Below are 14,424 nucleotides of genomic sequence, written 5' to 3'. Positions count from 1 at the left end.
CTAAATATACCTTTTAGTTATTTTGATAAACTAACTTTGTTGCTGAGATATCTATACCAGCCACATCACCATTTTTTATAAAAAACTTACACAATATATGATGATATCTTTCTAGTTGTGTGATAGTCAGTAATTCCTTAGTATGCCTTTCAATATAATCGTAAGCCATTTTGAAACTATAATTATCTGACTTAACTACAGCGAGTTCTAGTAACATAAGGATACTATTATAATCATGGTTAGTTCTAGTAAGAACTTTTTCAGATAATTTAGCCACTGGTATGCTAAACGCATTGACATAAATTTTTAGCATTTCTGGCAAGATATTATTTGCAGTTAATTGCTTCTTAGCAAACTTCTCAGCCAACACCATTTCTTCAAAGTCAACAAGCTGCTCTAGATATACTCTACTTATTGTATTAGTTGTTTCTGCTTTATTATATATATCTGATAGTTTATCAACATCTTTTGCTTTTCTTAATGCTAAGATAATTAATCTTTCACCCAAGTCCTGTTTTAGATAAACATCGTATTTTTCTAAAATTTTGAGAGCAAACACATCATCCTCATCAGCTAAAGCGATACTTGCAGACAAATTTGCAATATTAGGTAAAAATCTATAATCATTTTTCTCTAAAAGTATAGTGACTTTAGCACGTGCTTCTGAGAACTTCTGTACAAGATAAAGCTTATATACCTCAAAAAATTTATACACATTTGTATTATTATTAATCTGTTTAAGAGCTTTATCCAATTCTTTAATATCTTTGGTGTTAGCAATCATACAAATCTTCTTAAAAAGCACATACTCTTTAAGATGTCTTGGAGATATTTTAGAAATATTTGAAATACTTAGCTTACTAGTTAGTCTATTATTTTCCAAAACCATATCAGCAAGCAAATCTGTAAATCTCTCCTGTTTATCAACCGTAAATAGACCAATAAACCAATTAAATAATAAATATGGAAGTTGAAAACTTAACTTAATTACCCTAAAGCCAAAAACTAATACGAATAATAGTATAAAAACTACAAATACAAAGGCAACTAAGTTTACTTTGATAGCTTTATCAGCCATCACTAACATAATATATCCATGGTTTTTAGTTGCCCATATACCAATCAAAGTAGCTAGAACAACAACTATTATAAGCTTCAAAATCCTTATCATTTATCACTTCCTTGTATACTTATATTAGTTTTAGCCAAGTTCGATTCTTTTACTAAAAGTTTATTTTGCTGCTCAGATAACTGATTAATCACCTTATCTAAACTATTATTAATATCATCAAGATTTTGCGATCTAATATTTTCTATACTGGTCTTCAACTCTTTTGCATTGCTATCTTGCACAAAGTATCGATCGACAATATTGATCAGGTTATCTTTAGCTTGATCAATGCTATCTTGATCATTACTATACATAGCACTCTGTAGCTGTATCAATGAGTTATACAAATTACTTGCAACAGCTTGTTTAGCTTGATTAGTTGCAACAAGAGTCTGATTCTCTGGTATGCTTTGTATTTCAACTACAGAATTTAAAATTTTCATATAATTATTTTGAGAGGATGTGTTAGCCTCCATAGATGCATTCTCAGGAGTGATATATCTAAGCTTACCAAACTGCTGTTGAATAGAAGCAAACTGCTTAATGACATCACTTCTTGAAAGAGAGTTTCTTATCGAATCTTTTACTTTCTGACGCTCACTAACACTTATATTTGCAACCCCACTAGCCTCTATTTTATCAAATGCACTATCAACCAGTTCATTAGCCTTTTGTGCATTACCATCAAAAATTGCCACATCTTTAGCTAATACTAAGTAGTTAATGGCCGACTGAATATTAACTATACTCATCTGCAGATACAAATCCTTAGTTGGAACTGCTACTTGATTACCTAATGTTGTAATCTGAGACTGTGTAGCTTTAAGGCTCTCTGTCAAAAAATCATTTTGAGCACCTAAATCTTTTATTGTCTCTTTTTGTTCAGCCTGTATTGATTTAAGTGATTCAAGTTGATTTTGTAAGATAGTTAAAGCTTGATCATTAGCACCAAGTTTATTATCACCTCTTTCAAAATCAATAACAGAATAACTAGCCAAACCAAGAGCTACTAAAGATACAACAATGCTTGCTTTAGAAAAGATATTAAATGACGTTTTGTTCTTATTTAAATTTGACTCCTGAGCAACATTATCATTAGTGTTATTGGTTTGCTCTTGCTGAATATTTTTTTCCTGTGACATTCTTAGCCTCAATATGTTCTCGTATTTTTTGATAGATACAGTTATTATCTAATTTCTCAAGCTTCAAAGTATTTTCAAAGCCTTGTTCATTAACAAATTTTAGCATTTTTGGGCTTGTTATGGTAACAATTGCAGCTCTTGGAGCTACTATTTCGCCAAAAATCCTATTCAGAGACTTAAAAATATCGATACTTGTGGTAACAATAACATCAGGATTTATACCATCATCAATAAATTTTAAATACGCTTGGCTAAGCGCAGCAACACTCTCAAAAACTCTCTGATAAGTTTCAAATTTATCGCACTTTGTTAGTTGCGATATTTCTTTGACAAGCAATTCATTTCCAGAAACCCCAGAGATAACCGCAAAACTATCATCAAAAACATCTTCTTCCAAGATTAGCTTCAAAAGCTCTTGTGAACCATGATCGTGTGGATATGTAGCATCTAAACCATATTTTTTTAGAGTTTTTGCGGTGCTTTGACCTACACTGTAGAGTTTTTTATCATGAAACAATTCAGGATTATATTGAGCAAATAAACTTTCAACAGCATATTTACTAGTAAATATATAACTTGTATAACCCAATACTGAACTTGCTATTCTAATGTAATCTATATTAATACATGGTAAACTCGTAGCTGTATACCCTTTAGATCTTAGTAATTGTGAAAGCTTATCAGCATCATCCTTAGGGCGACAAACTAATATTTTCATTACTGGTTTTCTTGTGCAGTTGCATAGATATAGCCAAGCATTGACTTTAGACCATTAGCTCTTGTAGAGCTCAAATTATTGCCAAAACCAATTTCCTTAATAAAAGCAGTATCTGAATTAAGTATATCTGCTGGAGTTGCTTCACTATATACTCTTAATAGCATTCCAATCAACCCTGAAACAATCAATGCATCACTAGTAGCTATAAAATGTAACTTACCATCTTTTATACTGCTGTCGAACCAGACTTGGGATTGACAGCCTTTAACCAAATTCTCCTCAGTTTTTTTATTTTGAGGAAACTCTGGTAATTGCTTACCCAACGATATGACATAATCATACTTATCTTCCCAATCCTCAAAGAAAGATAATTCTTCAACTAATTCTTGCTGCCTTTGTATAACTTGATTTTCCATACTAACTATTACTATCTTAAACATATGATGTTTTGAAACTTATGATATGTTATCACACACACAAATTCATATAAACGTGATAAAACATCATATTTTCCTAAAAAAACTAAAAATAATGTTGACAGCATCACAAAACAGCAATATAATACCTCACAAGTTCCCCGATAGCTCAGTCGGTAGAGCAGTTGACTGTTAATCAATTGGTCGGCGGTTCAAGTCCGTCTCGGGGAGCCAATAAATTCAAGAAAAATTTTCCACTATACTAAAAAGTTTTTTACTTAGGGCTGTTTGGTAGTTTGTATTTTTCTCCTCCTTTCTTATCTCTAAATTTATGAATTCTGAATAGCCCTAAGTGTGCTTATCATCATAATATTAATTTTACTTATAATATAATTTAGAAATTTCGATTTCACTTATAGTTAAATTTTGACTATACTCGTTAACATCAGTATTTATAAAGTTTGACAATATGATATTTTTAATCTTTCTAACAACATTTCTTAGCTTAATATTTGCAATAACAAATAAGCATAAGTTAGCTATCACCCTTTTCCTTGTATCTTTAGGATTATTACTAGTAGTATTTATTCCTCATACAATTCGATATATAAATATTCAACTTTAAGAGGCTAGCTATGAAAGATAATATTTTAGATTTATTTGACTCTATAGCTATTATTGGTATAAGTATTGTATTAGCAATGGCTTTTTATTATCAACTTTATTTCCAAGAGCTACCGTGTGCCTTATGTGTGTTCCAAAGAATGTCACTGAGCTTATTAACTTTTGGATTACTACTAAACTTGTCGCATGGTAATAAATATAAGAACTATTTGTTCGTAACATTAGTAGCTATTTTAAATGCTGCAATGGCGATGACACAAATACTTTTACATATTGTTCCAGGTACTGGAAATTATGGAGATGCAGTATTTTCATTACATATGTATACTTGGAATTTTATTGTAAGTATTATTTTCATAATATATGCAACTATTTGCGGGTTCTTTACTCCAAATGAAGACAAAAAGAAAAATTTAAATTTATTCACAAAGATAGCGATATTTTTGATACTAGCTTTAACACTTGCTAATACAATAAATGTATTTGTTGAATGTGGACCACATCTTTGCCCATCTGATCCAGATAGTTATTGGTTATTAAATCTATAAAAAATAATTGACATAAAATTTATTCAGTATAGAATATACACTCCTAAGCAAAATCATATCCAGCAAGTAACAAAGTTACGCTTTTGGGTATGATTGAGTCTTAAACATATAAAGATTACTCTAGGTGATACTCCTTAGTTTTTTCATATCTCCTTAACTTCCTTCATCTAGAGTCAATTTTTATATTTTATAATTATTTTTTTGCTATAATTTAGCTCATATTTTTATTTTGAAATTTAGATAATCATGAAAGCTACACAAACCCTTATTGCTACTACAAAAGAGCTTCCTAAAGAGGCCGTACTTACTAGCCATCAATACATGCTAAAAGCTGGTTTGATAAAAAAACTTGCTTCAGGAATCTATACATGGATGCCTATAGGATTAAAAGTTCTACAGAAAATCCAGAATATAGTCCGTGAAGAGATGAATAAAGCTGGAGCAAGTGAGTTACTACTGCCAAGCGTACTACCTTCAGAGCTTTTACAAGAAACCCACCGCTGGGATAAATTTGGTCCTGAACTTCTGAAGCTAAAAGACAGACATGAAAGAGATTTTTGCTATGGCCCAACCCATGAAGAACCTATTGTAGACATGGCTCGTGACACTATCAAGAGTTACAAACAATTACCTCTAAATCTTTATCAAATTCAAACAAAATTTAGGGATGAAATCCGCCCTCGTTTTGGTGTGATGCGTGCCCGTGAATTTATCATGAAAGATGCTTACTCATTCCATGAGAATAGCCAATGTTTACATAACACCTACAATAAGATGCATGAAACTTATTGTAATATCCTTGATAAAATTGGCTTAGTATATCGTCCTGTCCGCGCTGACACTGGAGCAATCGGTGGCGACAATAGTCATGAGTTTCAAGTATTAGCTAATGCTGGTGAAGATATTATATGCTATAGCAATAGCTCCGACTATGCTGCAAATATTGAGTTAGCAACATATGCAAAACCAGATTTAAGCACAAGAGCAATTTCTGAGAATACTATAACAAAAATTCATACTCCAAATATTAAGACTATCGAAAAACTTTGTAGCGAACTTGATTTTGATATCAAAAAAACTATTAAAACTATGGTTATAAAAGATGCTAAAGGTAACTTCCTCGCTTTAGTTATCCGAGGAGATCATGAACTTAACGAGACAAAAATCAATAAGCTCGAACAAATTGTAGCACCATACACTCTTGCAACCAAAGATGAAATTTTCTCTATTTTTAATGCTAATCCAGGTTCATTAGGGATAGTTAACTGTCCTGTACAAATTATAGCTGATTATAGTGCAATGATGATTGAAGATATCTGTTGTGGCGCAAATGAAGATGACTATCATTTTACAAATGTGAATTGGGATAGAGATATCACTAGTTATCAAATTGCCGATATTAGAAACGTAGTTACAGGAGATATATCTCCAGATAATAATGGAACTCTAGAGCTCACAAATGGTATTGAGGTTGGACATATTTTTGAGCTTGAAGATGTTTATTCAAAACCAATGAATGCCAATATAATTAGTCAAGATGGCAAATCTAAACCTATGCTTATGGGTTGCTACGGTTTTGGAGTATCGCGTGTAATGGCTGCTGCAATTGAACAGTCTCATGATGAAAATGGAATCATTTGGCCAGAGGCTATCGCTCCATATCAAGTTGCAATATTGCCAATCAACTATAACAAATCTGAAAGTGTCAAACAAACAGCTGACAAACTCTATCAAGAGTTACTCGCAAAAGGAATAGATGTGATTTTAGATGATAGAGGCGCAAGACCTGGTGTGATGTTTGCAGATGCAGATCTTATCGGCTACTCTCATCATGTGGTTATTGGTGATAGACTTTTAGAACAAGGTTTGATTGAGTATAAAAATCGTAAAACTCAAGAAAAACAAGAAATCACATTAGAGAAATTATTGGACATATTAGCCTAATCTCTTTTCCATAACTCTTACCTCTAAAATTAGATTTTATTCAAAAACAGAATGAAATATCTAATCTAAATTATATTGTATTAACAGTTGATAAAAATGTATCATAATACAAGTAATTTTATTAGAGAATATTTATTATGAATAATATAAAATATAGAAGTGATATAGATAGTTTGAGGGCTTTTGCTGTATTATCAGTAGTCTTATATCATTTAGAAGTTAGTTGGGTCAAATCAGGCTTTCTTGGTGTAGATATATTCTTTGTTATATCAGGTTTCTTGATAACAAAGATTATTGTTAGAGATTTACAAAGTGGTACCTTTTCTATCAAGAATTTCTATCTAAGAAGAATACGCAGAATTCTTCCGGCTTTGATTTTTGTGTTAGTGTTATCAAGCTTTTTTGCATGGCTAATACTTTTACCACAAGACTTATTAAACTACGCAAAATCAATGGTAAGCGTAATTGCTTCTATTTCAAATCTTTTCCTTTTTAAAACATTAAGCTTTGGTTATTTTGCAACAGACTCATCTACTATACCACTATTACATACATGGTCACTAGGTGTTGAGGAACAGTTTTATATCATATGGCCAGTGATTTTAATTATTTTGTTCAAACTAAATATATCTTCTAAGAAATATTTATTAACTATTACCTCACTGCTTATTATTGCCTCAATAGCCATATTTTTTTATAAACATTTTCCAAAGTTTTACTATATACCACTTAATCGAGGATTCGAACTGCTATTTGGCTGTTTTTTGGCTATTAGCTTAAGTAATAGAGAGCATAAATTACCAAATAAAATTCTTTTGGACATATATTCAATTGTGTCATTAGTGCTTATGGTAGTTCCGATATTTTTGATATCAGTAAACTATCCAAGCTTTTGGATGATAGTGGCTTGTTTGGGAGCTACACTATTCATCTATTCAGGAAGCCTTGGCTATACTCCGATTATTAATAGGTTATTTTCAATAAAACCTTTTGTGGCTATAGGTCTTATCTCATATTCTTTATACTTATGGCATTGGCCGATAATAGCCTATTTAAATTACTTAAGTATTACTATTACTGTAGATATTGCTGCGATTGTAATTATTTTAAGTATTATATTAGCAACTATATCTTATGTATTTGTAGAGAAACCTTTTAGACATAAATTTAAATTTAGTTTCTTAAAGAGTTTAACTATTTTATGGATTATTCCTTTAGTTATATCAATAGGTTTTTGTATAGCTTCTAAGCATCAAGGATTTGGTTTCAATCATCCTAATATTGACCAGAATAAGCTTACATTTAAATATGGCTTTGAAAAAATAGATAATAATGGCTGTTTTTATAATTTTGCTCAGGATTCTGACATTAACCGTAATGGGCCATACTACGTTTCATACGAAAAAAATTATGATAGTACAAAGTGTAAGGTCTTTGACGATAAAAAATCTGATATTTTAGTTTTAGGTAATTCTCATGCAAGATCTGATTGGCCAATGGTATCTGAGTGGGTCAAAAATGCTGATTCAAATGCAACTCTTTTAGCAATAACTCCTAATGACAGTGACAATACTGCTCCATATGCTCCATACCCAAATAACTTAAATCAAGAAATAAAAAATGATGCTATGAGACAAAGATTTGACTTTATTAAAAAAGCAATAGAAAAGAATAGCTCATATAAAACTATTATTATCGCAAATATGGGAGGTATTGGAAATAAAGGAGAGTTAAACATATTTGGTTCAATCGTAAAAAAAGCACTGGAAAATAACAAACATATTATCTTAATAGTTGATACACCTTACTTAGGTCAACCTGCTTCATATCTCCCTGAAAATAAGAATATCTCGAACCTATGTGCTATAAATAGAATACATCTTAATTGCAATATAGATTATGGCATATATAAAGGATGGATTAAAACTCAAACTGAATTATATAAGAAATTTGAAAATAAATATCCTGATCAAATAGAGATTATAAATCCTAGTAAAGTAATTTGTTTTAAGAATGAATGCTCAACAACTATAAAAAGAATACCTATATACGCTGACAGTCACCATCTTAGTTATATTGGTTCTAAACTTATAGGTCAGAAGTATCTGGAAGAATTTGGTAATCCTATAAACGATAATTATAATTAAATTTTGATAAAGAAAACTGTATCATATGTAATAGCTAATTGTAAAAACTAAATATCTCATGGGTGATGTTCAATACAGAAAGGATATAGATGGTCTTAGAGCATTTGCTGTATTATCAGTAGTTCTATTTCACCTCCAAATAAATTGGATTAAATCAGGATTCCTAGGTGTAGATATTTTTTTTGTAATTTCAGGTTATCTTATCACTTCAATAATTATTAAAAATATACATAACAATTCCTTTTCTACTAAAAGCTTTTATTTAAGAAGGATTAGAAGAATTTTACCAGCATTATTAATTGTTTTAGTATTCTCTACTTTTTTTGCTTGGTTAATATTATTACCTCAGGACTTACTAAATTATTCTGAATCTCTTATAAGTGCCATTGGCTCTGTAGCTAACATCTATTACTTCATAAAACTTAATTTTGGCTATTTTGGAGCTAGTCCTCAGATTATACCACTATTACATACATGGTCTCTTGGCATTGAGGAACAGTTTTACCTAATTTATCCATTATTGTTATTAGCTTTATTTAAGTTAAACTTCACTCAAAAGAAACTACTAATTTTTTCTATTATTTGTTTAATTATTTCTTGTATACTTTTTCTGTCTGGTGAGTTAAATATTCATATTATAGACTCTCCCAGATGGTACTACTCTCCAACACATAGAGCTTTTGAATTACTATTTGGGTGTTGTTTAGCTATTTTTTTATCAGTTCAAAATACAAGTAAAATAAAGTTAAATAATAAAATAGTGCTTGAAGTTCTATCGATAATCTCTGTGTTCTTGATGATTATACCTATCTTCTTTATCGATGTGAGATTTCCCAGTCTATGGACTATTACCACATGTCTCGGAGCTACTATATTTATTTATTGTGGTAATAACCATACTCCAATAGCAAATAAGATATTCTCATTAAAACCTTTTGTAGCTATAGGTCTTATCTCATACTCTTTATATTTGTGGCATTGGCCTATAATAGCCTATATAAATTATCTTAGTATTGAAAAAACTACTCTAGTTTGTGTTGTAATATTTACTATTAGCATATTATTAGCAACATTGACGTATATATTTATTGAAAAACCATTTCGATATAGGATTATTTTTAGTTTTAAAAAAAGTATTTTTATACTATGGATTATACCTTTGGTCATATCGATAAGCTTTTATGCAGCGTCTAAGCATCAAGGATTTGGTTTTAATAAGGAAGCAGTAAATTTAAATCTAAATTTTTATAGTAGTCAATCTTTAAATCTAGATCAGTGCAATACTGGTGAAAATTATAATCTAAATGAAATAAATAATAACTGCTTCTTTGGCACAATTAGTAAAGATCATACAGACATTTTAGTTCTAGGGGATTCTCATGCCATGGCATATGAGGGTATGATAAATGTTTGGTTAAAAAATTTAAAACTCAAAGGGTATATTTATACTAAGTCACTGACAGGCGATCCTAAACTCTATAAGTATATGATGTATAGTAATTCATTTGATAAGAATACTGAGTATTACATACATAAGTTAAAACCTAGAGCAATTATTCTAGCTGGATATTGGAATTACGATACATATCTCAAAACTGATGCTTTCAAACAAATTGACAGTTCAGTAGCTAATTTCATAAAGCAAGGCATAGTACCTATTATTATGTACGATGTATATGGAGGTCCAAAGTCAACATGTGGATTTACAAAATTAGATAAAATTCTTGGTAGAGAATGTTATAGCGTTATGGATGATAGAAATAATTTTATTAAAAAGCTAAAACATAAATACGGAGAAAAGCTCATTGTAATAGATCCTAATAAACTTATAGAAAAAAAGGATTCTAGAACCGAGCTTCTTACATCTATCGGTAGTACTCCTTTGTATACCGACAATACTCATCTAAATAACATCGGATCAACTCTATTGGGTAACCTTTATTTGGAGAAGTATGGTAACCCACTATCAATAATTAATACAAAGGCACATTCTTAATGAGCAATATAAAGTATAGAAAAGATATAGATGGATTAAGAGCTTTTGCGGTATTATCCGTAGTTCTATTCCATCTAAATATAAGTTGGATTAAATCTGGTTTTTTGGGAGTAGATATATTTTTTGTAATTTCTGGATATTTAATTACATCTATAATTCTTAGAGATCTACAAAACAACTCTTTTTCTATCAAAAATTTTTACCTAAGAAGAATTAGAAGAATTCTACCTGCATTAATAGTTGTCTTAGTTTTTTCTACTTTTTTTGCATGGCTTATATTACTACCACAGGATCTAATAGACTATGCCGAATCACTTGTTAGTGCAATCGCATCCTTTTCTAATATATATTTCTTTGTAAAACTTGATTTTGGTTATTTCGGTCAAAACTCACAAATAATACCATTACTTCACACATGGTCATTAGGTGTAGAAGAACAGTTTTATATGATTTGGCCATTAATCTTAATATTATTATTTAAACTGAGACTTTCAACAAAAGTAAAACTTCTAGCCACTTCAATAATACTGTTAATTATATCTTGCTTGATTTTCCTTTCTGGAGAATTTAATTTATATATTCTGAGCTCTGACAGATGGTATTACTTTCCAACTCATAGAGCATTCGAACTTTTATTTGGTTGCTGTTTAGCTATATATCTTAATAATCCAACTACTTTAAATAATAACAAACTGACTCTCAATATACTCTCTGTAATAGGTGCTTTAATGATGATAGCACCTATATTTTTTATTAATGTGAGTTTCCCAAGTATTTGGACTGTTATAGCATGTATTGGAGCGACTATTTATATATATTCTGGTGCAAATACTAATTTAATGCCTATTATAAATAGAATACTTTCTCTAAAACCCTTTGTAGCTATAGGTCTTATCTCATATTCTTTATACTTATGGCATTGGCCTATTATTGCTTATGTTAACTATTTAAGTACCAATAAAACTGTCACTATATGTGTCATAATTTTTACTATTAGTTTAGCTCTTGCTACATTAACGTATTTATTTGTAGAAAAACCCTTTAGGTATAAATATAAGTTTAGTTTTATTAAAAGCTTTATACTACTATGGATAATACCTCTAGTTTTGGCTTGCTGCTTATATATAGCCTCAACTAATAATAAATTTGGTTTTAATTCCTCAAACCTTATTGATCAAAATAAACTGACATATAACTACAGGTTTAATAAAATCGATCAAAACAATTGTTTCCTTATGATTCAATCTTCTAGCTTTCAGTCAAAACAACTCCCTAATACTGATATCTGTTCAATAGGAAGTTCTGAAGCTAAAAATACAAAATTCCTGTTGGTAGGTGACTCTCATGCAAGATCTGAAATACCAATGATAACTACTTGGCTTGATAACATAAACCAGAAAGCTTACGTTGTAACCCAAAAATCTACACCCTTCTTACCAACTTTCAAAAATGTTGTTGAATATGTTTCTGTTACTGATAGAAACAAGGCCATTGCTAATTTGATAAAATCAAAAAAATATAAATATGTTATTCTTGCTGGTGAATGGTCAAATGCATTATACTCTAGTTCGATTAATTCAATACAAGAATCTATCAAATTAGTAATAGATAATGGTAGTATACCTATACTTATTTTAGATACTCCAACACTTAATATTGATGTAACTAATCTTTGTCCATTAGAAAAAAATAAACTACCATTTATTTTTGGAGAAAATTCATGTAAGTTGAATATCGAGTTTGTCAAACAACAACAGTTGGTATTTTCTAATCTTGTTGAAAAACTCAAAAAGGAATTTCCAAAATTAGTAATTATTGATCCTAAAAAAGCGATCTGTGATGACAGTTACTGCAATATTGAAATAAATAGTATTCCAATCTATGCCGACTCAAATCATCTTAACTATATAGGCTCAGAACTATTAGGAAAAAAATATTTATCTATGTACGGTAACCCTCTTGAATTCACCACAAAGCATTAATATATCTCTATTATTTAGTATGTTTTTCGCACAAAATTCTACTTAAAATATATATTTATATTATATACTGTAAATACACTAATAATTTATAACAAAGACTATGATCAAAGCTAAACCTTATATAGATACATCCCCTTCTGTTTATGGCAGATTTGCTACATTAGCTGCAGAATATAAAGCTCTTAATTTCACTCAAGGAGCTCCTGCATTTGATACTCCTGAATGGTTAATTGATAGAGCACTGTTTCATATGCAGCACGCAAAAAATCAATACTCCCCAATTCCAGGCACTATTGCATTGCGTGATGCGATCGTCACAAAGACTAAAAAATGCTACAATGCAGAAATAAATATTGAAAATGTAGCTATCACTGCAGGAGCCCAAGAAGGTCTATTTACTCTAATATCTGCTTATATCGGACAAGGTGACGAAGTTATCATGTTTGATCCAGTTTTTGATACTTATGTTGGAGCTACAAAACTTAACCAAGGTAAATGCGTAAGACTAAAACTACTAGCTGATGGTAGAATTGATATCCCAGCTATTGCAAATGCAATCACAGATAGAACAAAACTTATCATCTTAAATTCGCCTCATAACCCTATGGGTACTGTGATATCAGAAGATGAATTTAAAGAAATTGCTAAAATTGTTAAAAATAAAAATCTTCTAGTAATTTCTGATGAGGTATACGAGCACATCTATGCTGGAGAGAGTTTTACAAGTGCTATTGAAATACCTGAGCTTAGAGATAAGCTTATTGTTCTTCAATCGCTAGGAAAAACTTATAATGTTACCGGATGGCGTCAGGGAGTAGTTATAGCTCCAACAGATGTTATTAGAAATATCTTAGCTGTAAAACAGTTTGCAACTTTCTCAGCGGTACATCCCCTACAACTAGCTTTAGCAGAGGGAATTATTGAACACCCTGAGTATTACATTAATCTCAACAAACTATACAAAAAACAAAATCAACTTTTAAGAGATAACTTAAAAGGCACTAGATTCAAAGTTCTTGAATGGTATGGCTCTCCGTTTCAGATGCTAGACTACAGTGATATTAGCAACGAGTTTGATGAGGATTTCGCCTCTAATTTAATCAAAGAGCATGGCATTGGCTTAGTTCCAATATCATCATTATTTGAAAAACCACAAAATGGGCTACTAAGACTTTGTTTTGCTAAAAAAGATGATGAGATAATCAAAGGCGCAAAGATTCTTGCAAAAATTTAGAATAAAACTTATCTATTAACCGTATTTAATATTACCTTCAATAATCTGAACTTCGGCAGATGATCTAATAGAGTTTCCATCTTTTCCATACTTGATAGCTACTTTTGTAAGCTCATCTGATAACTTAACAATCTCTATACGAATAGTATCTTTAAGATCATTATCATTAACACCTTCTAAGATCGCCTTACCATTAGCATTACTGTTTATCTTAAGATCGTATGGAACTCCGTTTATAGTATACGTTTCACCTGTTTTTATTGATTCTAATGCTGCACTATAAACCTTATCAAAACTATATGGCATATCTACAATATAATAACCTTCTACATACTTTATACCATTATTATTCTCAATACTTGAACATCCAGCAATCAAAGCTAATATAACGACAGATAATATTGCATAAATTTTTAATTTTATAGTCTTCATAATTCCCTTATATGAGTGTTAAAACAAATTATGATTATTATGTTATTGAGTTATTTGTTTGTCAACAAATTATACTTCATTATATATAGCACTTTGTTCTTAACGATTTAGTAAAATATTGCTAAACTTT

Annotated in this window: 11 protein-coding genes and 1 tRNA gene; 7 read left to right on the top strand and 5 right to left on the bottom strand. The window is 30.3% G+C overall.

Going from position 1 to position 14,424, the window contains the following annotated elements; genetic code table 11:
• Positions 1–13: 13 nt before the first annotated feature.
• The 4 genes from FTPG_RS05005 to FTPG_RS04990 are packed head-to-tail and all read right to left on the bottom strand — an operon-like array spanning position 14 to position 3,387.
• The gene (locus tag FTPG_RS05005; RefSeq protein WP_004287339.1) at positions 14–1,171 is read right to left on the bottom strand and encodes a heme biosynthesis protein HemY; all 1,158 of its coding nucleotides are present in this window, start codon (positions 1,169–1,171) and stop codon (positions 14–16) included.
• Positions 1,168–2,253, bottom strand: a complete 1,086-nt coding sequence (locus tag FTPG_RS05000) for a hypothetical protein (protein WP_004287338.1) — start codon at positions 2,251–2,253, stop codon at positions 1,168–1,170. The genes FTPG_RS05005 and FTPG_RS05000 overlap by 4 nt, the downstream gene beginning before the upstream one ends.
• Positions 2,213–2,971 carry a uroporphyrinogen-III synthase gene (locus tag FTPG_RS04995; protein ID WP_004287337.1) on the bottom strand — a complete coding sequence of 253 codons (759 nt, stop codon included), beginning with the start codon at positions 2,969–2,971 and terminating at the stop codon, positions 2,213–2,215. Before FTPG_RS04995 ends, FTPG_RS05000 begins: the two co-directional genes overlap by 41 nt.
• On the bottom strand, positions 2,971–3,387 hold the full coding sequence (locus FTPG_RS04990; protein ID WP_035722434.1) for a SufE family protein: 417 nt from the start codon (positions 3,385–3,387) through the stop codon (positions 2,971–2,973). The genes FTPG_RS04995 and FTPG_RS04990 overlap by 1 nt, the downstream gene beginning before the upstream one ends.
• Positions 3,388–3,545: 158 nt before the next feature.
• On the opposite strand from FTPG_RS04990, the gene FTPG_RS04985 reads away from it, so the two are divergent.
• The 7 genes from FTPG_RS04985 (at position 3,546) to FTPG_RS04955 (ending at position 13,862) form a co-directional block, all read left to right on the top strand.
• Positions 3,546–3,621, top strand: a tRNA-Asn gene (locus FTPG_RS04985).
• A gap of 401 nt (positions 3,622–4,022) precedes the next feature.
• A complete protein-coding gene (locus tag FTPG_RS04980) occupies positions 4,023–4,559 on the top strand; it encodes a disulfide bond formation protein B (protein WP_004287334.1) in 537 nt (178 codons plus the stop codon).
• A 246-nt stretch (positions 4,560–4,805) separates the two neighbouring features.
• A complete protein-coding gene (locus FTPG_RS04975; protein WP_004287333.1) occupies positions 4,806–6,503 on the top strand; it encodes a proline--tRNA ligase in 1,698 nt (565 codons plus the stop codon).
• A gap of 137 nt (positions 6,504–6,640) precedes the next feature.
• Positions 6,641–8,650: an acyltransferase family protein gene (locus FTPG_RS04970; RefSeq protein WP_004287332.1), complete on the top strand. Its 2,010-nt coding sequence runs from the start codon at positions 6,641–6,643 to the stop codon at positions 8,648–8,650.
• Between the two features lie 58 nt (positions 8,651–8,708).
• Positions 8,709–10,646 carry an acyltransferase family protein gene (locus tag FTPG_RS04965; RefSeq protein WP_004287331.1) on the top strand — a complete coding sequence of 646 codons (1,938 nt, stop codon included), beginning with the start codon at positions 8,709–8,711 and terminating at the stop codon, positions 10,644–10,646.
• Positions 10,646–12,628: an acyltransferase family protein gene (locus FTPG_RS04960; protein ID WP_004287330.1), complete on the top strand. Its 1,983-nt coding sequence runs from the start codon at positions 10,646–10,648 to the stop codon at positions 12,626–12,628. The genes FTPG_RS04965 and FTPG_RS04960 overlap by 1 nt, the downstream gene beginning before the upstream one ends.
• Before the next feature lie 100 nt (positions 12,629–12,728).
• Positions 12,729–13,862 carry an aminotransferase class I/II-fold pyridoxal phosphate-dependent enzyme gene (locus FTPG_RS04955; protein ID WP_004287329.1) on the top strand — a complete coding sequence of 378 codons (1,134 nt, stop codon included), beginning with the start codon at positions 12,729–12,731 and terminating at the stop codon, positions 13,860–13,862.
• Between the two features lie 15 nt (positions 13,863–13,877).
• Here FTPG_RS04955 and FTPG_RS04950 read toward each other — a convergent pair whose 3' ends face one another.
• The gene (locus FTPG_RS04950) at positions 13,878–14,294 is read right to left on the bottom strand and encodes a DUF3568 family protein (protein WP_004287328.1); all 417 of its coding nucleotides are present in this window, start codon (positions 14,292–14,294) and stop codon (positions 13,878–13,880) included.
• Between the last annotated feature and the right edge of the window lie 130 nt (positions 14,295–14,424).

Source organism: Francisella philomiragia subsp. philomiragia ATCC 25015, assembly GCF_000156715.1.
In the GTDB taxonomy this organism is placed as follows: Bacteria; Pseudomonadota; Gammaproteobacteria; order Francisellales; family Francisellaceae; genus Francisella; species Francisella philomiragia.
This window is presented reverse-complemented; position numbering and strand designations above follow the sequence as displayed.

Excerpts from the sequence above, each read along its gene's own strand:
- FTPG_RS04975 (WP_004287333.1), top strand. The coding sequence starts at position 4,806 with ATGAAAGCTACACAAACCCTTATTGCTACTACAAAAGAGCTTCCTAAA.
- FTPG_RS04995 (WP_004287337.1), bottom strand. The coding sequence starts at position 2,971 with ATGAAAATATTAGTTTGTCGCCCTAAGGATGATGCTGATAAGCTTTCA.
- FTPG_RS04980 (WP_004287334.1), top strand. The coding sequence starts at position 4,023 with ATGAAAGATAATATTTTAGATTTATTTGACTCTATAGCTATTATTGGT.
- FTPG_RS04990 (WP_035722434.1), bottom strand. The coding sequence starts at position 3,387 with ATGGAAAATCAAGTTATACAAAGGCAGCAAGAATTAGTTGAAGAATTA.
- FTPG_RS04960 (WP_004287330.1), top strand. The coding sequence starts at position 10,646 with ATGAGCAATATAAAGTATAGAAAAGATATAGATGGATTAAGAGCTTTT.
- FTPG_RS04950 (WP_004287328.1), bottom strand. The coding sequence starts at position 14,294 with ATGAAGACTATAAAATTAAAAATTTATGCAATATTATCTGTCGTTATA.
- FTPG_RS05000 (WP_004287338.1), bottom strand. The coding sequence starts at position 2,253 with ATGTCACAGGAAAAAAATATTCAGCAAGAGCAAACCAATAACACTAAT.
- FTPG_RS04955 (WP_004287329.1), top strand. The coding sequence starts at position 12,729 with ATGATCAAAGCTAAACCTTATATAGATACATCCCCTTCTGTTTATGGC.
- FTPG_RS04965 (WP_004287331.1), top strand. The coding sequence starts at position 8,709 with ATGGGTGATGTTCAATACAGAAAGGATATAGATGGTCTTAGAGCATTT.
- FTPG_RS04970 (WP_004287332.1), top strand. The coding sequence starts at position 6,641 with ATGAATAATATAAAATATAGAAGTGATATAGATAGTTTGAGGGCTTTT.
- FTPG_RS05005 (WP_004287339.1), bottom strand. The coding sequence starts at position 1,171 with ATGATAAGGATTTTGAAGCTTATAATAGTTGTTGTTCTAGCTACTTTG.